Below are 26601 nucleotides of genomic sequence, written 5' to 3'. Positions count from 1 at the left end.
GTGGTTGCTATTCCACTGCTTCCTCAACGATCTCGATCTCCTCGTCAGTCAGATCATAGAGATCGTAAACGATCTCGTCGATGAGCCGGTCAGTCTTCTCGATCTTTTCGTCGAGTTCGTTAGCGCGCTCCTTCGTCTCGATGTAGCGCCGGAGATCGTCGGCCACGTCGTCGGGGTCGGGCAGGGTGACCTGCTTCAAGCGATCGATCAGGGAGATATTCTTCGTGGCGTTGTCCCGGAAACCACCGATCTCTTCTTCGACGGCGACGGGGACAAACGCCTCGACCAGTGTAGCCTCCTCGTCAGTCAAGTCTGTGAGTGTGAAAGCTTCGAAGAAGTCTGTCTCCGTATAGCCGTAGGTGTCGGTTTCGAACTCGTCCTCGTCTTCGGGCTTGTAGCGCGCTGTCGCCTCGACTGTGACGGTTTGTCCATCGCGTTTTGTGTGGGCGCGTTCGATTTGAAGTTTCTCGTAGTCTTCTGTGGTGGCGTCGAGAATGTTCGTGCCTGTTGGCTGGAAGAGACCGATATCGGGAAGATTGGGACCTTTGGCGTAGTTGCTGAGGTATTCGAGGAGATCGAGGTTTAGCTTCCGTCTTGCACGGACATTATCAACAATACTAGCAACCCTTGTTGAGAGTATTTCTTCAACAGTTTTGCTACGGTCAATTTGCGGATTAACGCTGTTTGATGGATGGTTATCCAGCCCTTCTAGTAGAATAGGTAGTTTCTCAAGATATCTCTTTGCGTATGAATAATATCCCCCTCTGAACTGGGAGCTCTCCTTTTTGAGCATCCAGTCTAGAAGGTTACTATTGATTAAGCCCAATAGTGCCTCATATCGTATTTTCTTTTCATCAACAGTCATCCCGTAACCCCCGGCGGTGCCACCCCCTACAAAAGAATAAGTACCCTCACGATCCAGTGAAAATGACGCAGAATCAGATAGAACTTGAGTCATCAGCTTCTTTGATTCGAATTTTTCAAGATTTTTGGGGTAGGGGTATGCCCACCACGTCTTACTGTCTATATCAGCGCGGTTCATCAATCTCTCTTTATTTTTTTGGAGGTACTCCCAGCACTTCGGATACTGGGAACGTATACTATGTTCTGATAAGATTTCGTAATCACCAGACCCTGCATCCACCGAATATGGGAAAATAACGCGGTTTTTACAATTGGCTATCGTCCATTTTTCCATATCTTTCCCTCGGAGGACTGGCTTTGTGATTTCCTTTTCTATTCTTGCCGTCTCTTCCAGCTCTTCAGAAAATATTTGTATATATTTGTCTCCTTCTTCGAGGGCCTCCACGATATATACAGAGTCAGCACTCGTTTGCAGTCCAACAAATGTGCTGTCCACAACGGTTTCAACTGTCTGAAATTCACTCAGTTTATCTAATATTTCCCTTTCGCCTGGCAACACATACTTCCACGGACGCGAGTCGATATTGTCATAGGATTCTTCATAGCTATACATATCCTCCCGGTTTAGAGTCCCAGACTGCGGAATATCCTGAAACTGTTCAACTTTTCCCAATAGCTGGTTAATCTTTGTGTATCTGAAATTCCCTTCTTTAGATTTTTCAAGGAATAAAATGACAGTATATGTATCAACCCCCGGGAAAACTTGCTCGTCGCCGAAGTCAACTAAGGTGTGGACTGCCTTATTATCAGAAAGATACTCTCGTAGATTTTCACCATATTCAGATTGAAGCCATTTCTTCGTCTCTATATATCCGAATCGGCCGCTTGGTCTCAGGAGTTCATATCCAAGCTCTGTAAAGGGTACTGCTAGATCATAGTTTTGATGGGGTGTTTGATATTGTGAATTAATATATGAGACTGTCTCTGGAGACGACTCACGAACATTTTGGATCCGGATATACGGCGGATTCCCAATCACCACGTCGAACCCAGCATCCGATTTTCGCTCTCCGTCTTGGTCGTAGAACGCCATCGGGAACTCCAGTTCCCAGTGGAAGAAGCGTTCCTCCTCGGCCATCGCTTGCGCGCTCTTGAACCAGTCCTGCCCCTCAATGTTCTCCCACGACTCACTGTGTAGCGCTCTAGCCATTCGCTCGTCAACGTCATCAGGTACATCAAGCCCGAACGTATCGGCGGTGTGGACGTTAGCCATCGCGAGGAGCTTCTTGTAGAGTGGGTCATCGCGCACGTCATCGTAAACCGCCTCCATCTCCTTTGCATCCTCCAGCGTCTCGTTGTCGATGTTGAGCAGGTCCTGGAAGCGATTGGTGACGTGCTCCATTGCGCGCTTTCGCGTGTGGTCGAGCGATTCCTGAAGTGTTAGCTGACCGTCTTCCGTAGTTTCGTCATCACCGTTGGACAGCACGTCCTCGATGTCGCTCCCGACGAGCGAGTTACCTGTTTTGAGGTGGTGGTCAAGAAACGCAAGCGGTTGCTCGGCCGCGAGCGTCCGCAGCCAGAGAGAGACCTTGGCCAGCTCGGTCGCGAGCGGATTGACGTCGACGCCGTAGATACAGCGCTGAGCGACTTTCCGGCGTGCCCAGTTGATGTCCCGCAGCTCCCCCTCCTCCGTCCGCGGGGAACGGACTTCTTCGCCTTCGGTGTCGAGCGCCTGTCGGTCTTGGCGTTCCTGGGCGTCGATGATTTCGCGGGCAAGATAGTCGACAGCGTTGACCGGGAAATGACCGCTCCCCATTGCCGGATCAAGCACGGTGAGATCGAAAATTTGCTCGGCAAACTCCTCGGCGAATCCGCCGTCACGGCTGTGAGTCGTATCTGCACTCTGGGATACGAGGTCCGCCCGGATCTCCTCCACGAGCGGTCCGAGCGTCTTATCGACGATGTATTCGACGACGTATTCGGGCGTGTAGTACGACCCCGTCGCCTTTCGTTCTCCGTCGTCAGTACGGAGATAGACCTCTCCCGTCTCGATGGTGACTGTATCGTCTTCACCGGCAGCGACGTACTCACCGTCATCAACGGCCAGGGGTTCGTCGGCGACGGCCAGTTTGTACTCGAGCAGCCCCTCGTAGATGGAGCCGAGGTTCCGCTCGTCCAGCGAGGAGTAGTCCACGAAGACCTTCCCCTGGCCTTCAGAGGCCTCGTGTCGCGTGAGGAGTTCGATGACCTCCGCGATGTAGGCGTCACCGACCTCGTACTCCGAGAGGAACTGGGATTCGACGCTGTCGTCCTCGTCCGGATCCGTGCGGAAGAGCCCCCCGTTGTACGCGGGGATGTAGAGGTCCTGCTTCGGGATTCCCTGGCCCTGGCTCCCCTGGTCGATGAGGACGAACAGCTCCTCGAGCCGGTCCCAGAGGTTCGTCTGCCACGACTGGTACTCCTGCTGGGTCTTGCTCCGATTTTCGACAACGATCTGTTTGAGCTCGTTCAGGCTGTAGCTGGCGCTGTAGATCTCGTTGTCCGTTGGGAGAAGGTTCCGACCCTCACTCTCGGCGTAGAGTACGAAGATGAGCCGGTAGAGATAGATGAGCGAACTGTCATGGATCAGGTCGAGATCCTCTTCGCCCAAGTCGTCGTTGGTATCGAGAAAGCCCTCTGCGAGGACGCGAATCGCCTCGTAGATATTTTCCTGCAGGTCCTCACCGAGCTCCTCGGCGAAAACGCTCGATTCGTCGTACACATCGTCGAGGAAGCAATCACCCGACTGGTCTGGAAGGAACGCGCCCTGCCGGAAGAAGAGGTAGAACTCCTTGAACGCCTCAAGGTCTCCATCCTCGTTGACGGCGTCGAGGAGCTTCGGGAGGTCGATCTCGTAGAACGAGTCCAAGCGGTGGCTCGTTGGTCCGTAGTAGAGTCGCCACTTCTCTCCGTTCGTAAGGACTGCCCACTGGGCCGGCGTCTCCTGGAGATAGCGGTGGATCTGGTAGCTCGGGTTTTCGAAGTCTCGCTTTTCCTCACCCCGGGTGTCGAGCTTTCGACCCCATCGTTTCGCGTCAGCGACCGCGATGGCCTCCTCATAGAAGTTCTCACGGTCGAACGCCTTATCGGCAGCCTCCTCTCCCGGGAAGAATCCGTAATCCGGCCGTCGAGCATTCCGCATGACCGTCTCCTCGATCTCGAAGGAGATGCCGAGGATATCGAAAATCGGACGGATGAGGTTTCGCTCAAGCTGGGCCTCGTTGTAGTCCTCGACACGGTCGCCCTTGTCGTCGAGGAGGCCACTGATCTCTTTGAAGGCCGCTTTCACCTCCGCATCAGGAACCTCGTTCCATGGTTCGGTTTCGCGGAGATGATCGTTAAGGTAATGATTCGAGAACAGATCACGATTCGTCCGGTAAATGGTTGAGTCCGTCATTGATGGCTAGCGAGGGCCCCGTCAGGCGGGGTGCGACAGCTATACTGTACCGGGTATCTTCCACGTAATTAGTACTTTCCCACCGGATGCCGGGTAGACCCGCCTCAGGCGATTCTAAGGACCAATCACCTAGCGCACTATCGGGTTCTGGAGACCATCGCGCTTCAGAGAGAGATTGAGACCGCTCCCTCTGATTCGAGCAAGAACCTGCAGAGATCGCGGTACGGAGCTACTTTCGCGCCTTCCAGTAAGACGCCCAGTTCGAGGTACCGGTCGAAGCCGTAGTCGGTGACGTTGGCGCTCCCGACGTACGCTGCATCCGAATCGAACAGCATCACTTTCGCGTGAAGGGTGAATCGAGGGTTCGCTCCGTTCTGTCTCCGCTCCTCGGTTGGCACACTATCATCCCAGACTGTGTAATCGACGAGCGAAATTTCTGCAGAAACACCGCGCTCAGCAGCACGGTCGACGAACGACTTGATGACACTGTAGTTATGTGAACGCGTGTCCGTAAGGTACCGCGTTACGATCGTCAGGTCGATCCCTTGTTCGAGGGCATCGAGCAGGACATCCGCGAGTCGACCGAGCCCCTCGCCCTCGAAAAACGGAGATAGCAGAACAATCTCGCTCTCACAGCGTTTCACTTGGGTCGCGAGCGTCGAGAGCAGGCCGTCCATCCCGAAGGAGGCTGCTGTCGTATCACTGAACGCTGGATCGTCGGGAAACGTGACCAGCGGCGTTACCGCTGTGGTAGGCACACGGTCACGATGAGCGGTCACGATCTTGATTGCTTCACGGGTCCGGTCGAATATCTCCCGCATCTGAGTGCCGTGGATAGTGAAGCGTGCTTCCACGATTTCGGCATCATAGCTTTCCCGCTCGACGGCGCCACACTCGAGCAGCTGTCGGAACAGATCAGTCGCGGATTCGCGGCTCAGACGCGTATCGCGTGCTACTGCGGCGGGAGATAGCCACTGCGAGCGACCAGCGGCGAGGAGAAAGAGCCCCTCCAGTTCATCGATGAGCTCGTCCTCTTGGTCGACAATATCCGCGATTGCGAGCAGTCGGTCGGTCGTCGATCGGTGTTCAACCATCGTGCGAAAGGGGGTGGATATCTTGCCGCTCGTTACAGTCGCCAGAAGCCCTCGATAGACCGGCCAGTGTTTGGCCGACTGCCGAAGAGGTAGTCCCGACAGAGGACCTGGTTGAAGTACGAACAGCTGATCTCGCTCACATGGAGACAGGATAGACAGGCCCCATCGCGCTGTGAGCACACCGGGTCCATCATGCATTCGTTTCCATGTGCTTTCGCCTGCCCGAGGAGATCGTCCAGCTGCTGTTCGACCATGGTGGTCATCCCACCGATGTTGAACTCCTCGCGGTTGTTGGTGTAGATCATCAGCGACAGGGCACGCGGGAAGAGGAACTCGCTCAGATTTGTCCGATCGAATCCACTGATGGTGCTTGCCTGCTTCAGCAGGATGTGCGAGAGCGTGTGCAGCATCTCGAAGACGTACTTCGTCACCTGCCCCTCGACGGTGTCGTCAGTGGTGGTGTCGAACCGGCCATACTGGTCTACGGGGTCGAGGTGATTCAGCAGGAAAGCCCACTGTTCGGCCTCTGAGAGGTCTTCGATAGCAGCCTGGGCCCGCTCGATATCGGGCTCTTCCGGATTCTCCGGGACCTCGGGAAGCGTGATGCTCCCCCGAACTGCATCTTCGTCGCTGGTTCCCGGGATATTGACGGCGAGCCAGAGCAACACCGCGGCCGGGTCGAGATCGAACTGCGTCGCCTCGGTTTCCGAGGTATCGACGAAGATCGGAGTTCCATCGCCGCTGCTTGCGTTCTGGGAGAAAGCGTTCAGCCGGGCCTCATCTTCCTCACGCCCGCCTCGCGTGTAGCCGTAGACGAATGTCTGGACAGGGAAATCCTCGATGACGCGAACGTCTCTGAATCCAAGACGCTCGAGGTCGTCGAAGTAGGTCGAGATCTTGTCGGCCTTCTGTGGGAATCCCTCCTTGCGAGCGTCCGCTTCCAGTTCGTCGATCGTGTGGGCGGTGAGTTCTTCGAGACTGAGTACATACTGGAGGAGCTCGTCGCCAGCGTTGGTCATCTCTGTAGCGTCATCGCCAGCGTCCAGGTCGATCAGGTCTCTGATGACTTCGCCGATGGTCTGGCTGTCGATTTCGCCATGGTCACGGAGCCACTCTTCAGCCTCAGCCAGCGACTCGACCTCAGGTTCGCTCTGGTAGACCTCGATCTTCCGGTCGTCGTCAATTTCAGCCCCCTCGATCCCCTCGTTCATATCGACGGCCTGGAGCGGGGAGTCCGTGAGTCCGAGATGTTTGGCGAGTGCTTTCCGGGACCCGTCCTCGCTTCCTCGGAGGTGCCCAATCCCTGAGGTGTGCAGGTTCACCGTTGTCAGGTAGTGCGGATAGTACGTCGAGCCGGCGCGGTGGACGGTGGTGTACATGTTGTCATCGTCCGGATTGTCTTCATAGGCCGGCGGGACGTAGTCACAGCCACAGCTCTGGTAGTAGCTCACCCGGGTGTCCCACCCGCAGATGTTACAGCGCCATTTGAAGTTCTGTGCGCGCTGGCTGTCCTGCGTATCGAGAACGATGTGCTGGTCGCCATGCTCGGGACACTTCTGCGTATAGAGTCGCCTGATCTCACCACAGCTGTGGACGCTGGCGAACTGATACTGCTTCAGGTCGCCGTTGCAACCCGAGCGCTGGCACTTCAATGCCTGGTTCTTCCCGCTGAGGTCGTCTGCGGAGTAGTACCCGTGGGCCTTCTGGCAGCTCGTACAGTAGAAAGTCGTCGGGAATGGACGAGCGCGAACTTCCTCGGGCGCGGCGAAGTCGTAGTGGGAGGGATTGTTCGATGTGAAGCCCTGTTCACCCCCGTCCCAGTTCTTTGCCCGGGCGAACACACGGTCGACGATGTAGTCCCGGTCGACCTGTCCGCTTGCGTCAGTTGTTTCGAGGCGATTCACCTGCCAGATGCCACGCTTGTCACTGTAGTCGAACGTGTTCCCGGGAAGGAACTGATACAGGATCTGATGGCGGCTACGTTCCATGCTCATTGTTGATCACCGGTTGTCCAGGGTCTCGAAGATCTCTCGATAGCGGTACTCGGCTCGGATCGGAAGCTGCTCGTCGACGTCCCGCAAGCTGCGCATCGGGGATCGCTTGATTCGCCCACTCGTCCACTGGCCGTCGTCGAGGCGAAGTTGCGAGAGCGCCTCTCTCGTGAGGTCCTCGATATCACTCTGGAACTCCTCGTGGTCGGCTGGATCGCCGAACATTCCCAGCATCTGCTGGCGTAGTTCTCCTTCATCGATCGAGTCGGCTAACTCCTCGGCGTTATCTCCGAAGTAGAGGTTCCCGGCACCCTCGCGGTACATGTAGTGGTTCAACAGAAGTCCCATGAACAGCCCTGGATGGGTCTGTTTGACGCTGTTTTTCGCCCAGCGGTTGATCGGGACGGGCTCGACTAGCCGGTCGAGGAACGCGTGATACTTCTCGAAGAAGTGGTAGTGGCTCAGGTCGCGTTCCCGGATGGGGTGTGCCACGTTGAACACGAGACCCGGGCGCGACCGGCCTGCACGGGAACTCGCCTGGATGTACTCAGCGGTCCCGCGGGGCATCCCGAAGAACGTCATCATGTTGAACCGGTCGACGTCGACCCCGTGGGCGATCATGTTCGTTGCCGTGATAGTGTTGAGTCGACTCGCAAGCAACCAGGCAAGCGCTTCGCGCGTGTCCTCGCTCGCACGGGCGCGTTCGACATCGAACTGGTCGCTGTCGACTACCTCATTCTCCTCGTCGAGGCTGTTCTCGAGTGTGCTCCGGAGCGAGAGGACGGACTCTGTCACCTCCTCTTCGAGCACTCCCCGTTCAATTAACCGGCTGAGAATTTTTTCATCGGCCTCCTCGTCCCAGGGGTCCTCAACGATGTCCAACACCTCCATGATTGTCTCGAAGCCGGTCCCTCCAGTCATCCGCTCGGAGGCCAGCGGGGGCCGTCCGTCTTCCTGGAGATAGGCATCGAGCTGTGAGACGATAGACTGATCCAGCCGGTCACCGTCTTTCTTCGACAGCAGATAGGTGATGCTGGTGCTGTAGTAGCTGAGCAGCGCCAGCACTTCGTCGATCGAGTCTGCTTCGAGCGGGGCCGTCGTGTCCGTCCCTTCGAGTGCAGCACCTGTCAGCACCTGAGTCGGTTCGTTCAGGGACTTGCGGAACAGGTTCTGGATCTCCCGATGGTAATAGAACAGGAGATCGATGATGGAGTTGATGTGGGTCTTCCCGTGGGGAACCAGCCCAATGTAGTGGCGCTGGGTTTCTGCACGCTCCTGTGCGTAGAAGTTCTCACGGAGGTACGGGCCGGGGGAGGGGAAACGCTCAGCCGGCCGCATGAACAGGTTATGCACCTGATCTTCGAACCCGGTGATCGTCGCCGTTGGGGCGATGACCTTCGTTTTCCCGGCCTCGACGAGCTCCTGCAGTTCGGCGACCCCCGTCTCGTAGTGACCGTCGAAGCTTCCCATGCTCTCTTCGAGCAAATGGAGTTCGTCGGGAACCATCAGCGACGGCGCAGGGTCGTAGGGCTCGACCGGACGCGCCATGTCTGGGAAATCGTCTTTGTCGATCGGGCAGCCGTATTTCTCGGTGCATTCACCGAGGCTAGCGAACCCATGGATCGGACACTCTAGGTCCATCTCGCCCGTGATAAGGTGGGCAAACTTGCGCTGATAGCCGACGGCGGTGATCTTGTCGATCGTCCCGGCGATGATCGTCGGCGCGTACCGGTAGAGCTCGTTGTCGACGACGTGGACCGGGAGTTCCGCCTCGGCGTAGGTTTCGCTGGAGTCTAGCGAGCGCGACTGCCACGGGCAATCGAAGCTGCTGCCTGTACAGCAGTGCGTCAACCGATGGTCGTCTTCGGTGACCCGGACCTCAACATCTGCGCCGCAGGCTGGGCAGCTGGGAACGACCTTCGCCTCGCGACGGAGGCTCTCTCCAGATGGGCCCTGATAACGCTGATGGTTGTTGTTGTCGTACCCGGTGAGAGCGTTCGGCGTGTTCGCCTTGCCGACGAGGTAGCCCATGGAGAACGGGCGGGAAGGATGGGTCCCGATATCGGACTGCTCGCGGCGGACGAGGTCCGCATACATCACCGTCTCTGTCATCCGCTGGAATTGCTGGAGCGAGAGAAGCCGGAGCGGGAACTTTGTCCAGGCTGTAACCCCGAAGTTCTTCCCACGAAGTCGGTCGAAAAACATGCTCCAGACTGCGACACCGAGGAACGCCTCGGTCTTCCCACCGCCTGTCGGGAACCAGAGCACATCAACAACGTCGAGGGGTGAATCGGCGCCCTCTGCACGGTCTTCAGTTGATCCATCGCGCCAGCTAACCTCGGCCCACTCCTCGTACTCACGGCTTGCAACATCGGGCACCTCCATGACGATGAATACAAGCTGGAAGAGGCGCCAGCCGGGGAATTCGTGCATCCGGTCCATCGCCTCGTTCATCAGCTCGAACGCGCGCCCGACTGTCTCGGGGTGTTGACGGAGACAATCAATCCCGCGTTCGAAGCGCTCGATTTCGCGTTCGAACGCATCACGGTCATTGTTGAAGTCAGCGAGATCGCCAGTTTCGGGGTCGTCGTCCCAGTCTTCGCGCTCTCGATACTGTTCGAGCGCGGCGTCGTACTCCTCGCGGAGGTACTGCCGCATCTCTGCGGCAATGTCGTCGAGGGTATCAAGGCCACCGTCTTCTAGATCCGCGAGCGCCTCGAACGCCGCGTCGACGTTTCGATCTGCGGATTCGTAGACGAGCTGGCGGTACTGTGGAATGAACTGCGTCTCCAGCCGATTGGCTGTCGGTGCTGCGGCAGGAGCGCGACGGCCAGGTGGGACACCGTCTTTGTCCACCTGCTGATCGTTGCGCTCGGGCGCAGTCACCGTACAGTTACGCCCGTGGCCCCAGAGATCGCGGTTATAGCGGAAGTCCTCGGGAAGTGGGTCGAAAGTGAAGGGGACGAACTCGAGATCCCCTGTCGTCTCCAGTTCGAGCCCCACCTCGAACAGAGTTGGGTCGCGAATTGTGTAGATGGCGTCGTCGCGCGACTGTATCGCCTCGTTCGCGACTTCGAGATCAACGATGGTACTGTCGTCATCGTTCTCCTCGTCAGCCATCACCTCGACGGTCAGTGTGGCGTGCCAGTCGGGGAGTGCCAGATTCCCCTCAGCAGCGCGTTCAGCCAGGTAACCACGAAAGCTCTCTTTGTCCTCTAGGGCAGCCGTCGGGACAGTGTCGTCGCCTTCTATCTCGGCGTAGAGATCGTAGTTCTCCTGGGCGTACTCGCGTGCGTCAGCGAAGGCTGTCTGGAACGCGTCGCGAGCACGCTCCTGGACGACATCCGGGGTGGTCCGACTCGGCGTCTGGAGCACTCGCGCCGGGATCTCGATCGGGGGGATGTCGAGTTCGATCCGCTCGAACACCGGGAGCAGGTTGTCGCCCTCGTCGTCCTCGTCGCGGTCTCCCAGTGCGACGAAGGAGTCCCGGTTCACCATCTCGTCGTACATGGGGTTGACGCGCACCCACACGCTCGCGTTAACCGAGAGGACCAGCGCGTCGTCATCGGTGCCTCCCCGGACGCGGACGGTGGCACCGAGGCCGGTCGGCTCCATTTTCGACTGCAGGTCGTCGTCCGGGTCGTCAAGTTGCTCCTCACTTTCAGGCGCCAGCGCACCTGCGAAGAACCGCTCGCTGGGAAAGTCCCGCTGGACCCGGTCATCAATGTCGCCACGGGCCTGTTTCAGCACCGTCTCGCGGAGGTGCCGGGCGATACGTTCGTCGTCAGCCGGGGTTTCAGTCTCGGTAGTATCTTCTGTTGACATCCTGATCACTCCGTGATCCGGTCGAGCTGATCATCCGGGATGATGGTCGGCATGATCGTGGGGGCGAGGGCGTTGATGCTGCGAGCTACAACCTCGGCCGTGATAAGGCCCGTGTCCTCGAAGCTCGTGCCGTACTCGTCGACGTAGTGGCGGTACATCGTGATGGTGTAGAACACCATCGCGAGTTCGTAGTGCTGTTCGACGAATTCTTTCCAGTTGTCCTTGACGTTGCGCTCGACGATGAACGACCGAAGCGCAGCGGCGTCCATGTTGATCGTGAGCGAGAGGCCACTGATCGTGCCATCCTGACTCGGGTCGAGGTGGATCAGCGTATGTTCGTCGAAGTGCTCCGCATCAGCTGCATTGAACTTCTCAGGGTCGATCGGATCTCCGTCATCGTCGGTTCGCCAGTTCTCTTCGTGAACGTATCTGATGTCGGGCATTTCGAAGCCCCAGTCGTCGGTCGAACCGTTGTCGCCTGCGTCCCCATCGCGGTCGTTCGCACTGCCATCATCGTCACCAGATGCGTCGGCGGTATCACCGTCGCCATCGCTCTCGCTTCCGGTCGAAGAGTGACGACCGTCTGTCGCCTCTACGTATTCGAGCTGGCAGCGTGCAGTGAGTGCGCCGGTGTCGACATCCACGCCGCCATCGGTGGCGAGGTCGGTCTCTGTGTGTTTCGGATAGGCGTCGGCTGGATCGTCGATTTCCGGGCAGTCGCGCGGGTCCGGACGGGTCAGCTCGACTGAGAGCGTTGTTTCGTCCCCGGGGTCGGCGTCCTCAGCGGGATCGACGGTCAGCGTGAGCAGGTCGTTCTGGAGTTCGACCGCACGCCGCTGGTCCGGGCTAGAGACCTCCAGCGAGCCGGAGAGAACGTCCCGAGCAAGGTAGTCGCTCTGGGCATCCGTCGCAAACCGGATCGTCGTCGCCCCGTTGACAGGTATCTCGACGGGCAGGGGCTCGTCGTCGTCCCAGAGGACGTGCTCCTCGCTCCCGGGGTTGTACTCCTCGATCGGCGTGAGGAACGTCGGGAGTTTCGGCGCGTGAGGGCCGTCGCTTCCGCTCTCGTCACCACCCGAGGTATCCGTGTGGTCGGAGAGGTCACCGTCAGTGGACTCTGGTGGAGACTCGGTCCCATCGTCACTTGGGCGGATGCGCGGTGCGCGGATCCGCTCACCAGTGGCCATGAAGTTCCCAACTTCTGGATTCCGCTCGATGAAATCGGCGAACGTCTCGGTGTCGGTCGCCGGTTCGGCGTTTCCACGTTGCGCTCGTCGACGTTCCTCCTCCGCGGTGAGCAGGTCACTTCCCTCGAGAGCATCCTCTAGCGCACTGAGGAACTTGTTGGCCTGCGGTGAGTCCTCCAGTGAATCTCGCGACGGGCTGAACATGCTCACCATCCCGAGGTTCGCGAGGTCGTCGAACTCCGCGATGACGACGGTATCAGATGCGATCTTCGAGTAGCCCAGCGACTTCAGGAAGTACTCACCCTTGCTCGCGTGGGTCTGACCGTTGATCGTGAGCATCACGGCGTGGTCTTTCTGGACCCCCGTGCGGCCGTGGGCGTCCCTGTGTGTCGAGGTACCGGAGACAAACTTTTGCTTTTCGCTGGTGCTCTCTCCGAGCTCGTCGTCGTCCTTGAACAGCAACACGGTGATGTCGCGCTCGCCCAGCGTCTCCGAGCCCGTGTCGACGGTGAGGTGCTCGTCGTCCACGAGGAGGTGCTCGTTGTCATCCTCCAGTTTCTGGCGGAACCCCCGCGTGTAGCTCTGTGGGAACTTCGAGTTGTACCGGAGGTCTGTCAGCTGGATGGGGTACGGCGAGTCGACGACCGATCGCTCGAATTTGTGTCGGAACCCCTCGTCGCCGCTGATCATCGTTCGCGAGGCGTTCGTCTGGTAGTCGTACACCTTGACGAAGGCACCATGGCTCTGGGGATCTGGCGTCGTCGTGTTCTTCTCGAAGTCGTACTTCTCGGGGTAGCTCTCACGGAACTTCTCCGTGAGAGCCCCGCCGAACGTCCCGTCGAAGATGGGGAACTCGCCGTTCACCGTAAGGTACTCCACCTGACTCTTGTGCGGCTTGTCGTGGATCAGCGTCCACGACCACTCGCCCGGCTCGTGAACGGAGGCACTGGCGATGAACTTGAACGCACGCTCGTTGTACTCCTCTTCGATGTTCCCCGCGAACTTCATCACGGCCGTGCTCCCCATGCCGTACTGTCCCTGCAGGAAGTCGTACTCCTGCTTCTTCAGCCCGGGTGCGTGCAGCCCGACGAAGTCATCGAACTCCGAGCGGGGCTTCCCAATTCCGTTATCACGGACTGTGAGATTGAGCTGGTTCCCCTCTTGGGGTGCGTAGCCGTCGGCGATGATTTCGAGTTCGGCATCGTCGAGATCAACCCAGTCCGACTGTGCGGCCTCTTTCATCGAGGAAGCACTTGGATCGTCGCCGACAGCACAGGCTTCCTCGTAGAAGCGAAGGGTAAGCGAGTCCTCCGCATTCAGCGGCAGTTCCGAGAACGCCGCCATCGGCGAACTCGCCTGCGTGTAGACATCGGAGTAGTTGTTCTCGTCCTCGCCAAGAGGAACCCAGTTTATTTCGTACGATTCTCCCAGCTCGAGGAGGGTGTCCTCCAGCTCAGCGATGATCTCGCAGACCTCGTCTGGACTATCTGCGGTGAGTAGTTGTTCAGCAAACCTCTTGGAGCTGGCTCCAGAGAGGCGTGCGGGCCCGCTCATGCGCCCCCTCGCCCCACGGGGTAGGAGTCGGAATTGTCGGTCGGTCGGCTGTGCGGCGGTTCTACGTCGCTGTGGTGGCCGTTGTGAGTGGTGGCCATATCTATCCACACAGATGCCCGTCCTCATAAAACTTCGGACGGGCATCTGGTTGGGCTATCTCGGTTATCGCGCTCGCGGGCGCGTTACGCGCGTGCGGGCCGGCGCGCGTCGAGCGCACGCTCGCGTGCAGCAACCGCGGAATACCACGGGGCGTTTCGGCCTTCAAAACCAGGACTATCCGCGGTAACGGCTATACCGAGGAATACGTACACCCACTATTGAGTGGACATTCCTCACAGTTAGGGTGCGCGTGTGTACAGCGAAGCGCGCCAAGATCGAGGAGTGCGAGATTGAACGCTCGTGCCATGGTCCCGTCAGCAGGGACAAGGGAGTCGAGGAATCGGTAGACGACCTTGCTCTTGTGGGGTTGATCTGGTAATGGATAGTCGAACACCCGCCCCATTATGCGTGCAGTGTTTGCATCAACGAGTGCGAGCGGTTCTTGGAACGCAAAGAGCATGCATGCCCGAGCGGTGTAGGGTCCGACTCGCCACGGTTGCTGCAGCGTCTCCAGGTCAGCTGGGACCGCTCCATTGTGTTCGACGACACAGAGTTCCGCAGCCTCCTGAATCGAACGAACACGGTGATTGATGAATCCGAGGGATCTGACACACTCTCGAAGCTCTGTTTCGCTCTTTTCGAGGACTATTTCTGGTCGCGAAAAAGTTGAGAAAAACTCATCGTAGATCTCCTCCACGGCGTCGGCACGGGTTCGCTGTAGCAGTATCTCGGTCGCATAAATCCGCCAGGGATCGGTCGTATAGCGCCACGGATACTCTCGTCCGTAGGTCTCAAGCCAGCTAAGGAGTGCAGGTAGTGTCGTCAGAAATTCCTCGACCTTCTCTGGAGCCGAGTCAACGCCGACCTCCTGAAGCACGTCGAGTGCGGCGTGCTCGTCGACGTACTCCCGAATTTCTTCGGAAGTAACCTGTGTCCGCCCGAATGGGAGTAGTGGATCGGCCATCGAGTTCGAATTACGCGGCCATCATCTTCAGCTATCTGCTCAAATGAGAGATAAAATGTTTGTCATTCCCATCATACTTGCAAGAGTGGCAATTGAGTGGCTGTACGTAGTATCCAGTGGAACGAGTAATTCCTCACCCTGGAGTTTATCCCTGGTGCCGATTTAACTGGTGGTATGCCAGACCCGGTCACGTCTTCCGATCTACCACTGCACCTAATTCGTTCAGCATCGAATACGGAGCGGAATCTCCATCGAGAGTTGCTTTTCGAGAATATCGATTTTCTTATTGATACGCTGACTGCTGCCCATTCGCGGAGACAACGGATAACGCCGGTCGGGTGTCCAAGTGCGACGCCGGAAGAGCTCGCACGAAAGCGGAATACCCAGGAAGCGAACTGCCGTTACGCACTGCTCGACCGCGAATACGCTGTCGACAGTGACTCTCCGTGCCCATGCAACGACCCTCTCTGTGAAAGTGACGACCCACTTGACGCGGTAGCTGCAGCTGTGCTCAGTGGGGATGTCCAGTTTCCAGCGGAGCGATTCTTCGAGCGAGATCCTCGAGAGACCGTCCGGAGGCTACGAGATCAACACGGGAGCTGGGAGGAGATCGCCCTGATGGACCATGAGCAACTCGTTGATTCCCTTCAGGAGATGACCCGCAGCGAGGGCAAGGAACGGGTGCGTGCCGCGCGGCTACGAGATCTTCTTGACGCTGTTGAGGAAACACACTACACGGACGGAGTTACCCTTCGCGACTTCTCTCGAGTCCAGTACAGTTCTTATGTCGAATTCCTCACCACTATACCGGGAATTCAGGAAGGTGACGGCTGGTGGTTGCTCCAGACGGCTTTCGACAAACCGGTATGGCCCGTAGACTCTCAGATTGACGAGCTACTATGTTCTCTCGGCCTCATTGAACCAGCCGATCTTCGCGACGATGCTGACCGTCGGCACGACCTTGAGGACGAGCTGATAGACCGTCTTATCGCCCCCCTGTTTCGAGCACTTGCAACACACGCCGTCGCTGCCGGGACAGACGTCTGCGGGGAGGACTGTGAAATTAAAAAGTTCCTGCTCACACATCGTCTTCGACAACAGCAGATTGAGCAGACAGGTCCGACAGTAGTGGATGTCTTCGCGGGCGCTGGTGGACTCTCGTGCGGGCTGGATGCAGCTGGATATAATGTCCAGTGGGCAATCGATATCGACTCCGACGCGGTAGCCACCTACCGATTGAATCATCCAGCTATTCCCCATGAAAATGTCGTCTGCGAGGATGTCCGTGAGATCGACCTGCCTGAACGGATTCAGGAGGCCGCCGGTGAGCCCGACCTGCTCGTCGGGGGGCCACCATGTCAGTCCCTCTCGAAGGCGGGATACCGATCACGTCGGGCAAACGACGATGAATATAGCATCCTCGACGACGACCGGACGACCCTCTATACCCAGTATGTAAATGCTGTTGATGAGCTTCGCCCGAAAGCCATCGTAATGGAGAACGTTGAGGGCATGGTCAACGAGGTAGGAGATACTGGTATTCGTGTAATTGACTGGGTGCTCGAAGATCTTGAATTGCTCAGTGAAACGGGGCCCGGGTACGATGTTGAGTATCGGTTACAGGACATGACTGAACTGGGTATCCCGCAAAAACGAGAACGAGTACTTCTGGTCGGGATCCGCGAAGATCTTGTAGATGGTTCATCGACTGCTGAAGAGGTGCTTACTAACCTTCCAGTAGCAGACAATGCACGAACCATCCAGCAGGGACTATCCGGGCTCCTTCGCCTTCGACGTGGGGCTGGTGGTCGGGTACTGTCGAAATCAGTTAGGGGGTCAAAGAGTGACTACGTCTACGAACACGATCTCGATTCAAATACCGATCTCTGCTTCAATCACAAAGCACGGGAACACCCAATGGAGAAAGATCAGATCCTGTTTGACGAAGCGTTGAGCCCTGGCGATACCGGCTGGGATGTCAAATATGATTCCGATGGAGAATATGCAGAATATGTTGAATATGATGTTGGGACAGCTAAGAACCAGCGATTTGGCGACAAATATCGGATGCTCGAATGGTCAGAACCCTCCCCGACGATCGTGGCCCATCTGGCCAAAGATGCGAATGGCTATGTGCTGCCCGATTATTACGAGCATGCCCGACCTGACCCTGTTCGCGCCGATCCGGAGCGGAACCGAGGCATTACGCCCCGGGAGGCGGCTCGGTTACAGTCGTTCCCTGATGACTATATTTTCCTCGGTCCATTCACGAGCTGGTTCAGGCAGATCGGCAATGCGGTTCCCCCCATTGCAGGAAAACGGATCGGAAATGCGCTTAGCACTGTAGTTGATGCTGTAGAATCACCGACTGTGGAGGCTGATTCCACCGGCGTTGATGAAGCCGTTTCCGACGACTGAGTACGGCCCAAAATTTGTGACCATGGATTTTCGAACTTGGGAGACTCAAGGCACACTCTCAGGGATTTGAAATGGGACGTTGAGCATTCGATACCGTGATTTATCTGACAAGACATATAGATTTCACTACTGCACTGGGCGCCCAGCACCTCAGACTTAAACTACCATTCTCGAAGTGATACTACTCGGTGGGAATGTCCCGGACGAGATGCTCCAAACAGTTCTCCAGTGAGCCTGTAACGCGACGAACAGTCACACTGTCGGCCCTATCCTTGAAACCAACGTCCTCATTTAGGCAAGTCGATATCGAGCCGTGGGCACTTGGCCTCCCTATTGACAATATCATCGGCGAACACCTCGATCTCCACCACCACAAAGCGTGCTACATCGTCAACACTGCTTCCGAGTCATTGAGCCGAACTAGTAGTTCGGTTTGCAGTACTATTGCGACATCGTCGACGACGGAACGTCGGCGTCACCGGCACGCTTAGAACTGTTGAGTGGTACGAGGACGAGCCAGTTAGCGACGATCATGCACAGAGTGAACTCCGTGGGCTAGAAGATACGGACAGTGATATACTCGACTGCGGCGTCTTCTTTCATGACGAGGGGATTGAGGACCTGCTGTGGGAGATTGACGAGTGGGTTACGTATACGGGCGAGTGTATCGCCCGTGGATCACATATTGTCGAATAGGTCATCGTGATTCGCTCGAAGACCGGTCTATTGCCACGGTGAGTTTATTTCCCCCGAGAGGGGTGCGGGGGGCAACACAGACTCGCCTCGCGCTGATCACTGATGGCAATCATAGATCCGTACGAGTGTGGCTTCGACGAACAGCACGACAGCTCCGTTCTCGCCAACGAATGTCCAGAATGTAAGGGCAGACTCACGACAGATGGAGGTGAAACCCGGTGTACGGATTGCGGGCTCGTCGTCGAGGCCTGTCGGCTCGACCGGCGTGGCCCACGCATCTTCGAGGAAGACGAAACTGATCGGAGACGGACAGGCGCGCCGCTCACCGAAGCCCGTCACGACCGGGGACTTTCCACGGAGATCGGAAGCAAGACCGACGGACAGGGCAACGAGCTCTCTGGAAAGAAGCGACGGCAGCTGGGCCGGCTACGCCGCGAACACACTCGCGCGAAGTGGCGGTCGAAAGCCGAACGCAACCTCGCCCACGGCTGTACGGAGATTGCGCGGATAACTGGCGCGCTCGACCTCGATCAGGACGACCGCGAACAGGCCAGTGCGCTATTCCGGTCGGCCCAGAACGAGAACCTGCTCCACGGACGCTCGATCGAAGCGTTCGCCGCAGCAGTCATCTACGCAATCTGCCGATGTACGAACGCGACCCGAACACTCGGTGAAGTCGCGTCGGTCGCACAGGTCAACCGCGACCGTGTCGCCAACGCTTACGACGTCCTCAACGACGAACTCGGGCTGCCGGCACCTCCACAGCGACCGCGTGAGTATCTCCCGAGTCTGGCCTCGGCCATGGATGTGCCACCGGAAACGGAGTCGCATGCACGGTCGCTCGCCGAGCAGGCGTGGGAAGCAGAGGCCAGCATCGGCTCGCATCCAGCGGGATTCGCAGCGGGGTGTCTCGCCGTCGCCTGTCGAGACCACGGCGTAGACATCACCCAACTCGACCTCGCTGCTGAAGCCGACGTGAGCACGGCGACAGTCCGCGAGCATCGCAATACGATCGCGACCACCAGGACGGAGGGGGGACGATGAAACTCGTCTGGCTTCGTGAGCGCGTTCCAGGTTTCGATCGGCGTGTCGAGTGCGTTCACGAGTGTCGCTACTGCGGGACATCGGTAGATGCGTCGACGACTACGTGTCCGGCCTGTGGGCGGTCGGCCATCGCGACGTACGAAATCCGGTAACTGCGTCGCGGGGACGTTTTTTCTGCACCACGATGGGCGGGGCGCTCAGTATCGGGCGCTCCGGTAACCCATGCATCCACTGCAACAACTCGAGTTCCCGACGCGAGTCGTAAAGCGCGCCCAGTACGAAGCATTCGAGTTCACCCTTTCAGCCGAAGGAGTCGTCGTCCGGAATGGCAGTCACGCGAATCCAACCGAGCACGAATATCTCGTCACTGTCGAAGACGGGCTTCCGACGGCGTGTGAGTGCCCGGCTGACGAACAATACGAAGGCGCGTGCAAACACCGAGTTGCGGTGGCGATTCGTCGACCGCTTCTCGACGCCATCGCAATCAAAGACGAACCAGAGCCAGTCGCCGTAGACGGTGGCAAGATCACGTCATCGGTCGCCGAATCCGACGACGAAGACGACTCCGTGACCACTACTCGACCAGCGGATTCCCAGTCGGATCCCACAGCGCCCGATGACGAGGACTGTCCAGAGTATTTCGACGACTTCCCATGTTGGGAGTGTGTCCGGACAGGGAGGAAAGACCCTCCCGAGTAATCGATGTCCGCGATCGCGGAATACTCACCCCGCTCAGTGTGGCCAACGTCGTTCCGTGAGACTACCTTCCTCTGCTCTCCGCTGCGGTTAGCCTCGACATCCTTGAGGCGGTAGTCCTGGCTCGAAGTCGTAACCTGCCACTCGACGATGAATTTCCGTATTGGCTCACAGCGGCCGGGACTACTGAGATACAAATATGAGAGGGGGTCAGCCCTGGCCCGATGGTGCGCTCCAAGTCCAGATTTGAAGCAACGGTTCGTTTTGTCGTGCCCCCGCAGGGGTGCGGGCTCTTTCAGGTAGTCCGCAGTTCCAACAAATGAACTACTATCCAGTCTGTCTCGAACGGAGTATCGAGTTACAACTGACCACGGAATTCTCGGGACCCCGTGACTCAGGCTCTGTGCTTACTGCAGGTGATACCGATGTCTGAGCACGCATGCCCAACGTGCGGACGGGTCCTCGCTTCCCATCGGGGCGTTGCGGTTCATCATTCACGATCTCACGGAGAACAGCTGCCAAACCGGTCTTGTAAGAACTGTGGCACGGATTTCTATTCAAAATATGAAAAGCAGTACTGTTCAGAATCCTGCCGGAGCAAAGGTGTCTCGTTTGAAGGCGAGGACAATCCAAACTACAGTGGTAAACGGCAAACTACGACGTGCGAGATATGCGGCGATGAATTCGAGTTCTACCCGTCGGAGAAGGAAGGGCGGTACTGCGGGTCGTGCGTTGAAGCCAAGACATGGCAGGAGACTCCCAGTATGGTTGGAGACGCCAATCCAAACTGGAGCGGCGGGAAACGAAAAGTCGCCTGCGCGGTGTGTGGAGATTTAGTCGAGCGATGGCCCAGTGAAATGGCAGAGATCGCTGTCTGCAGCGAAACGTGCCGGCAAGAGTGGCTGGCAGAGAATTTCTCAGGCGAAGATCACCCGAACTGGAACGGCGGTGGAAACGTAGAGTACGGTCCCGGGTGGAACCAGACGCGGCGTGAAGCCCTCAAGCGCGATTCTCACACCTGCCAATATTGCGGGGTATCTGCCGAAGAACTTGATCGAAATCCAGATGTGCATCATATCGTTCCAGTGCGTTGGTTCCGTGACACCGACGGGTACTCGGTCTCTGATGCACATACGCTCGACAATGTTATCTCACTCTGCGCAAGCTGCCATCGGAAAGCAGAGTTTGGCATAATCGCTACTGAAACACTCTGTGCAGAGATCGGAATCAGCCCTGGACAACTCCCAACTGCGAATTCTCGAAAGCAATGAAGGCGCTATCGCCCCGCGAATTGATAATACTTCTTATGAATTAACACCTGATTTCGAGATATTACACGTTTAAGGCACTAAGAAACATGAAAACAAAGGGTGGTAAAGTGTCAGTCCGGGTGCGAGAATCGAACCCGCGTCTCAGCCTCCACAAGGCTGAAGGATAACCACTACCCCAACCCGGACACGCTTCATTGAGGCATATCGGGATAACCGGGTAGAATTGAAATACGTTACGACTCCGGGGCCGGAGTGGGAACGGTAGTCACGGCCACGGGTCGAAGCCGTCGACTCTGTGGAGAGGTCACTCGCTGGAGGGTCGGAGGAGTCTACCGGTCCACGTCGACGGCGTAGTCAGACTGGATCCAGGCCTGCTCGTTCTCGGTATCGTGGAAGAGGGTCATCTGTTCGCCGTCGTCGCCGTACTGAGTGGTGATGTAGCGCTGCGCAGAGGCGTCGGTCTGTGTCTGGGGGGCGTCGGTCTCGTGCATCGAGTTCTCATCTGTAGGGACGACCTACGTGGGGGTAAGGATCGTTGCTATACCTGTTGCCCCCCTGGTGTCGACCGACGCTATGAGTGTAGCCCCCCGGTGGAATCGGGGATCGCTTCAGTCCGTACGTACCGAGCGGCGAAGACCCCTGGTGCGCCCGGAGAGCGGCGCCGCTGGGGATAATCGGCCCTTACCGAACGAGCGGAACGCGGCGCCTGATGTGCTCGGCGGAACACACACACACACATCGTTGCCGGACGACCGCGGGCGAGCGAGCGCGCGCCGCGGGCATCGACGCCGTCTACGCGATCCCCGAGATCGGGTCTATCGTCCTCGCATTCTGCCTGGTTGTCCCGCTCGCTGTCGGAAACGACCGCTTCGCGGCCGCGGATCTCCGACAGGGAGTCGAAGCGTCTACAATCGGTGGGGGTCGTCTACCGTCCAATGAGCGCAGGCGACCGCGACTACGACTACGTCGTCGATGCGGGCGGCGACGGCGACTACGAGAGTATCCAGGCGGCCATCGACGGCGCGAAATCGTTCCCCCGGGAGCGGATCTCCATCTTCGTCAGGGACGGCGTGTACGAGGAGAAGGTGAGCGTCCACTCGTGGAACCCACGGATCGACCTGATCGGCGAGAGCGCGGAGGGGACGGTCATCACCTACGACGACCACTTCGAGAAGATCGGACGGGGGCGCAACAGCACCTTCTTCACCTACACGCTGAAGGTCTGTGGGAACGACTTCCGGGCTCGGAACCTGACCGTCCGCAATAGCGCCGGCGCAGACGTCGGACAGGCGGTCGCGCTGCATGCCGAAGCCGACCGCGCGGCGTTCGAGAACTGTCGATTTCTCGGCCACCAGGACACGGTCTACGTCGACGGCGAAGGCGCTCGGCAGTACTTCGACGGCTGTCGCATCGAGGGGACGACCGACTTCGTCTTCGGCGGCGCCACCGCGTTCTTCGTGGACTGCGACCTCCACTCGAAAGCTGACTCGTTCATCACGGCGGCCTCCACGCCCGAACACGAACCGTTCGGGTACGTCTTCGAGGACTGCACGCTGACCGCGGACCCCGACGTCTCGGAGGTGTATCTCGGTCGACCGTGGCGCGACCACGCACACGTCGCATTCCTCCGGTCGCGACTGGGCGAGCACATCCACCCGAACGGGTGGGACAACTGGTCGCGCCCGGAGACAGAAACCATCACGAACTTCGTTGAATACGACAACAGCGGTCCCGGCGCGGCGACGGACGACCGGGTGGAGTGGTCAAGCGCGCTGACGGCGGCGGAAGCCGAGGCGTACGCGAAGGGGAACGTCCTGCTCGGGCCGGACGCCGAAGAAGTCGCCCCGCACTGGTATCGAACGGTCACCGAGTAGCGTGATCTCCCCGTCATCGGGAGCATCAGTGTTCGTCCGAGACGCTTTTGCCCCTACGGCGCTTCGATTGCGGTAGCCGTGGCCATCACGGACAAGATCTACGTCAAGAATCACCAGCAGATCGCCTCGCAGCTAGAGACGTCGTTCCCCAAGGGCGCGTTCAAGGGGGCGACCATGGACATGCTCTTCCAGGCCGAGAACCTCGCGAAGCTCGACGACGCGACCCAGGACCGCGTGCTCGACTTCGCGACGGACTTCATGGACTGCGACTGCGAGGCCAACCCTCACTGTGGCCACCCCGAGGAGAAGTTCGTCCAGTACCTCCTCGAACTGCGCGCGCAGGGACTCGGACCCGACGCCATCGTCGACGTGATGGGCGACGACTACATGCTCTACGCCTACCCCGGCGACGTGCTCTCGTTCCTCGACGGCGCCGTCCGCACGCTCGAAGCGGTCGAGACGCTGGCCGACGTCGACGGCCGCGACGCGACGGCGAGCGACGCCCGGCGCAAACGCGAGGAACTCCTCTAGCTGGACAGCGGGCTATTCTCGGAGCGGATCGAAACAGTTCCAGCGCGCAGGAGAATCGAGAGCAGCGTTCAGTAGGAGAGAAGACAGAGAGTCGCAGTCAGCGCTGGCTTCAGACGGACTCTTCGAAGTTGCCAAGCCGGTAGGAGGCTTCCTCGTCGTCCTCCCCGCCGTCGAGGTCTTCGAGCTGCACCACGTCTTCCTGGTCGTGCTCGTCGAGCTGCTGGCGGAGCTTCGTGACGTAGCGCTTGTGCTCTTCGAGCTGTTCGCGGAGGTGCTCGGCCTCGAGTTCGAGCCGTTCGTGCTCGCGAACGAAGCTCTTGGGGACCTCGACCTTCGGCGGGAAGCTCTCGGTATCGCTCGTGTCGCTCGACTCGTTCAGCTGGTGTTCCGGGACGACCTCGACCTGGCCGTCGTGCGCGACGAGCATGTCGACGTAGTCCCGGAAGACCGCCGACAGCGAGAGGTCCCGCTCGTCGGCGATTTCGCGGAGCGTCTCGAACTTGTCCTCGCTCACGCGAAAGGAGATGGTCTTGTTTTTGCTCATTATGGTTCGTTCCGAACGCATCCCACTTAATCATTTGTCAGACGCTGGCACGAGATGGCCTCCGCGTGAAATAAATCGTTCTGAGACCTGAGAGCCTATATCTTCCCTAATCCAGAAATATCATATATGATAATCGCAAGGCGGAGGCGGGGTCGGGTCGAGCCCCGTAATAGCTGACTCGTCGGCTGAGCGATCCGCCGCGATCGAAACCTGGACCGGTCGCCTTCGACGGTGGGCACCTGTGGGAACTCACGACCGGTCGCCCCCTGATCGAACCAGACTGCGTGGCCCGGATCGCCGCGGGACCGTTCCGATTTGGGCCGGACTCGGGTAACAGTCGTGGCGGAGTTCGGAAATGGCTGATACCCGTTCGGGCGGTGCCATCAGACATGGAATCCGAGGCCCAACCCGACATCGAGGAGAAACGCGAGCGGCTCGTGGCCTACCTCCGGGAGGCGGTCGCGGACGGGAACCACTACCTCAAGAGCAGGGACATCGCCGCGTCCACCGACCTGTCCCCGCAGGAAGTCGGCGCCTGTTTCCGGAAACTCCGGAACGCGTCTACCGAGTTCACCGTCGAGAAGTGGGCGTACACGAAGGGGACGACCTGGCGCGTCGAGCGATCGGACTCCTGAGGCCGACGGCGCGTCCCCGGCCGAGTGTGGTTTCACCTGCCGGTCGCGTTCGTGAGAACTGCGGGCGAGCATCACGCCTGACTCTGGTAGTAGAGCACGACGATCGCGACGCCCACGAACAGGTCGGGCAAGAACAGGAACAGCCCGAAGTCCGGTGTCGGTTGGAGGCCCAGTAGAACGTGCACGAGCGGGTTACTCGCGAACGCGTACAGCAGGAGCGCGGAACTGAGCGCGATGAGGCTCCGGGTGTACTTGTTGTCCAGCTCGCGATAGATCCCGATGTAGGCCTTCGTCAGCGCCAGCAACACGACCAGGTTGAACGTCGTCACGAACAGCTCCACGCGGACGAACACCGACAGGAGCGGCGGGATCGCCTCGGCTGGAACCCGCGGCGGGTCGGGGAGAAACACCGGGAGCAACGCCGTCCCGGCCAGCGCGACGGCGACCCCGATCCCCGCGACGGCGATCGTTTCGACGAACGGCCTGTGTCTTCGTGCGGTCTGCATGTCGTGGTGCTCCGTGGTCTTGGTATCTGCCGCGTCGCTACGCGCCGGCTGACGGGCCTCGTCGGTGGCGCTCGACCGATCGCCCCGCTCGTGCAGCGACGTCTTCGTCGGCGGCGAGGCGTGAGGACGGCACTTCAGGCATCCTCGATCCCGATTTCGGCGGCAATCTCGTCGAGGACGTCACGGTTGTGCTCCATTCGGTCGGTCAGGAAGTACAGCGTTCCATAGTCCTCGCTGTTACTCAGCAAGACGCCGTGTTCGACGAGACGGTCGAGGTGGTGGGCGACGGTCTTGTAGTTCAGGTCGAGTTCCTTCGAGAGCTGGTTGGTGTTCATCGGCTGGTCGTCGAGCGCGCGGACGATCCGGAAGCGGTTGCGCCCGCCCCGGGTGCTCCCGATAAGCCACCAGAGCACCCGTCGCATCGACTGTTCGGACCCGCGAGCGCGCCGGTTCGTGGTGGTCCGTTCGTGTTTCGACTGCCGTCCGACCGCCGCGTCGGTTCCGTTGACGGTCATCCGTCTCGTCCCCCGTGCTGTTCCTGCGGCCGTCCGGGTTCGTGAGGCCGATGCCGAGTGGTTCGTGACACGTCTGATCGGTCAATACGAGGCCGAGTTCGCTGTTAAGCGTTCGCCGAACTAGCGAACAACTAGCGTCCAGAACGGGCACAACTCAGGCCCAAATTCGACACGACTCCAGCAAACATACCGAGACAGCGGTCGAGACGGCCGTTCGTCCAACAGAGATGCCTCATCCCGCTTCGCCGTCGCGCACTTGCCGACCGTCCGTCGCTGGGGCTCCCGCCCCAGCCCGCCGTCGGACGAGGAGTGCGAGTGCCGCCGGGAGGACGGTGAGCAGTGCCACGACGAGCAACACTGCCTCGTCGGGAACCGGGAACGCGAGTATCCCGAGGAGAGCGACGAGCGAACAGAGCGCGGCACCGAGGTAGATCCGCCGTTCGGTCTCGCCCATCAGTCGGCTCTCGGGCTCGGCTCGCGCCGTCGCCGCGTAGGCGAGGACGTACGCAGCGAGCCACGGGTGATAGTAGGCGTAGTCCTGGACGATGACGAACAGCGCCGGATCGGGGAACAGCTGTGGCGTGTTCGCGACGGCGTTGACTGCCAGCGTCGCGAGCGAGACGGATCCCCAGATCCGCCACGCCTTCGCTCGGCGGATCACTGGATTCGGGCGCGCGAGAGCGACGCCGATCGCGACGAGGACCGCCCAGAGCCCGACGACGAGGTAGATATCGGCGGCGATAGAGAGCGGACTCGCCGCGTCGACGAGGGCGGTTCCCGCCCAGCCGACGGTTCCGGCGACGACGACGTACGCGAGTAGTCGCTGCGTTCGCGCTTCGAGGTCGGTCATCGACTGA

20 protein-coding genes and 1 tRNA gene are annotated in these 26601 nt (G+C 59.0%); 9 read left to right on the top strand and 12 right to left on the bottom strand.

The genetic code is table 11. From position 1 onward, the window contains the following. Nucleotides 1-7: 7 nt before the first annotated feature. From AB2U09_RS13090 to AB2U09_RS13065, 6 genes are all read right to left on the bottom strand, one after another. Complete coding sequence (locus AB2U09_RS13090) at nucleotides 8-4300, bottom strand: Eco57I restriction-modification methylase domain-containing protein (RefSeq protein WP_459193166.1); 4293 nt, start codon at nucleotides 4298-4300, stop codon at nucleotides 8-10. 164 nt (nucleotides 4301-4464) lie between these two features. Next, nucleotides 4465-5394, bottom strand: a complete 930-nt coding sequence (locus tag AB2U09_RS13085; RefSeq protein ID WP_459193165.1) for a phospholipase D-like domain-containing protein — start codon at nucleotides 5392-5394, stop codon at nucleotides 4465-4467. A gap of 32 nt (nucleotides 5395-5426) precedes the next feature. Beyond that, on the bottom strand, nucleotides 5427-7388 hold the full coding sequence (locus AB2U09_RS13080) for a DUF8724 domain-containing protein (protein WP_459193164.1): 1962 nt from the start codon (nucleotides 7386-7388) through the stop codon (nucleotides 5427-5429). Between the two features lie 6 nt (nucleotides 7389-7394). Next, the gene (locus tag AB2U09_RS13075) at nucleotides 7395-11210 is read right to left on the bottom strand and encodes a helicase-related protein (protein ID WP_459193163.1); all 3816 of its coding nucleotides are present in this window, start codon (nucleotides 11208-11210) and stop codon (nucleotides 7395-7397) included. A 5-nt stretch (nucleotides 11211-11215) separates the two neighbouring features. After that, nucleotides 11216-14077 (bottom strand): hypothetical protein, encoded by a 2862-nt coding sequence (locus tag AB2U09_RS13070; protein ID WP_459193162.1) that lies wholly within the window; start codon nucleotides 14075-14077, stop codon nucleotides 11216-11218. A 163-nt stretch (nucleotides 14078-14240) separates the two neighbouring features. Beyond that, entirely contained in the window at nucleotides 14241-15014 is a 774-nt protein-coding gene (locus tag AB2U09_RS13065; protein ID WP_459193161.1) for an HhH-GPD family protein, read from the bottom strand. Nucleotides 15015-15188: 174 nt separating this feature from the next. On the opposite strand from AB2U09_RS13065, the gene dcm reads away from it, so the two are divergent. From dcm to AB2U09_RS13035, 6 genes are all read left to right on the top strand, one after another. After that, complete coding sequence (dcm, locus tag AB2U09_RS13060) at nucleotides 15189-17432, top strand: DNA (cytosine-5-)-methyltransferase (RefSeq protein ID WP_459193160.1); 2244 nt, start codon at nucleotides 15189-15191, stop codon at nucleotides 17430-17432. A gap of 194 nt (nucleotides 17433-17626) precedes the next feature. Beyond that, the gene (locus tag AB2U09_RS13055; RefSeq protein ID WP_459193159.1) at nucleotides 17627-17923 is read left to right on the top strand and encodes a DUF6735 family protein; all 297 of its coding nucleotides are present in this window, start codon (nucleotides 17627-17629) and stop codon (nucleotides 17921-17923) included. Then, the gene (locus AB2U09_RS13050) at nucleotides 17877-18128 is read left to right on the top strand and encodes a DUF6735 family protein (RefSeq protein WP_459193158.1); all 252 of its coding nucleotides are present in this window, start codon (nucleotides 17877-17879) and stop codon (nucleotides 18126-18128) included. The genes AB2U09_RS13055 and AB2U09_RS13050 overlap by 47 nt, the downstream gene beginning before the upstream one ends. Nucleotides 18129-18230: 102 nt before the next feature. After that, entirely contained in the window at nucleotides 18231-19172 is a 942-nt protein-coding gene (locus AB2U09_RS13045; protein WP_459193157.1) for a transcription initiation factor IIB, read from the top strand. Between the two features lie 222 nt (nucleotides 19173-19394). After that, nucleotides 19395-19871: an SWIM zinc finger family protein gene (locus tag AB2U09_RS13040; RefSeq protein ID WP_459193156.1), complete on the top strand. Its 477-nt coding sequence runs from the start codon at nucleotides 19395-19397 to the stop codon at nucleotides 19869-19871. A gap of 422 nt (nucleotides 19872-20293) precedes the next feature. After that, nucleotides 20294-21139: an HNH endonuclease gene (locus AB2U09_RS13035; protein ID WP_459193155.1), complete on the top strand. Its 846-nt coding sequence runs from the start codon at nucleotides 20294-20296 to the stop codon at nucleotides 21137-21139. Nucleotides 21140-21252: 113 nt separating this feature from the next. Here AB2U09_RS13035 and AB2U09_RS13030 read toward each other — a convergent pair. Both AB2U09_RS13030 and AB2U09_RS13025 read right to left on the bottom strand, forming a co-directional pair. Then, nucleotides 21253-21324, bottom strand: a tRNA-His gene (locus AB2U09_RS13030). A 144-nt stretch (nucleotides 21325-21468) separates the two neighbouring features. Continuing rightward, nucleotides 21469-21630, bottom strand: a complete 162-nt coding sequence (locus AB2U09_RS13025; RefSeq protein WP_459193154.1) for a DUF7331 family protein — start codon at nucleotides 21628-21630, stop codon at nucleotides 21469-21471. A gap of 444 nt (nucleotides 21631-22074) precedes the next feature. On the opposite strand from AB2U09_RS13025, the gene AB2U09_RS13020 reads away from it, so the two are divergent. Both AB2U09_RS13020 and AB2U09_RS13015 read left to right on the top strand, forming a co-directional pair. After that, complete coding sequence (locus AB2U09_RS13020) at nucleotides 22075-23013, top strand: pectinesterase family protein (RefSeq protein ID WP_459193153.1); 939 nt, start codon at nucleotides 22075-22077, stop codon at nucleotides 23011-23013. A gap of 78 nt (nucleotides 23014-23091) precedes the next feature. Next, nucleotides 23092-23544, top strand: coding sequence for a DUF5814 domain-containing protein (locus tag AB2U09_RS13015; protein ID WP_459193152.1), 453 nt, complete (start codon nucleotides 23092-23094; stop codon nucleotides 23542-23544). 109 nt (nucleotides 23545-23653) lie between these two features. Here the strand turns inward: AB2U09_RS13015 and AB2U09_RS13010 are convergent, their stop codons facing one another. Further along, nucleotides 23654-24091 (bottom strand): DUF8146 domain-containing protein, encoded by a 438-nt coding sequence (locus AB2U09_RS13010; protein WP_459193280.1) that lies wholly within the window; start codon nucleotides 24089-24091, stop codon nucleotides 23654-23656. A gap of 386 nt (nucleotides 24092-24477) precedes the next feature. Here AB2U09_RS13010 and AB2U09_RS13005 point away from each other — a divergent pair, with 386 nt between their 5' ends. Beyond that, the gene (locus AB2U09_RS13005) at nucleotides 24478-24723 is read left to right on the top strand and encodes a DUF7123 family protein (protein WP_459193151.1); all 246 of its coding nucleotides are present in this window, start codon (nucleotides 24478-24480) and stop codon (nucleotides 24721-24723) included. A gap of 71 nt (nucleotides 24724-24794) precedes the next feature. Here the strand turns inward: AB2U09_RS13005 and AB2U09_RS13000 are convergent, their stop codons facing one another. The 3 genes from AB2U09_RS13000 to AB2U09_RS12990 form a co-directional block, all read right to left on the bottom strand. After that, entirely contained in the window at nucleotides 24795-25229 is a 435-nt protein-coding gene (locus AB2U09_RS13000) for a DUF8036 family membrane protein (RefSeq protein ID WP_459193150.1), read from the bottom strand. A 134-nt stretch (nucleotides 25230-25363) separates the two neighbouring features. Beyond that, the gene (locus AB2U09_RS12995) at nucleotides 25364-25651 is read right to left on the bottom strand and encodes a winged helix-turn-helix domain-containing protein (RefSeq protein ID WP_459193279.1); all 288 of its coding nucleotides are present in this window, start codon (nucleotides 25649-25651) and stop codon (nucleotides 25364-25366) included. A 325-nt stretch (nucleotides 25652-25976) separates the two neighbouring features. After that, a complete protein-coding gene (locus AB2U09_RS12990) occupies nucleotides 25977-26594 on the bottom strand; it encodes a hypothetical protein (protein ID WP_459193149.1) in 618 nt (205 codons plus the stop codon). Nucleotides 26595-26601 lie beyond the last annotated feature (7 nt).

This window comes from Halosimplex yunnanense (genome assembly GCF_054504345.1).
The sequence above is the reverse complement of the archived record's forward strand: the minus strand, read 5'-3'. Positions and strand labels throughout refer to the sequence as shown.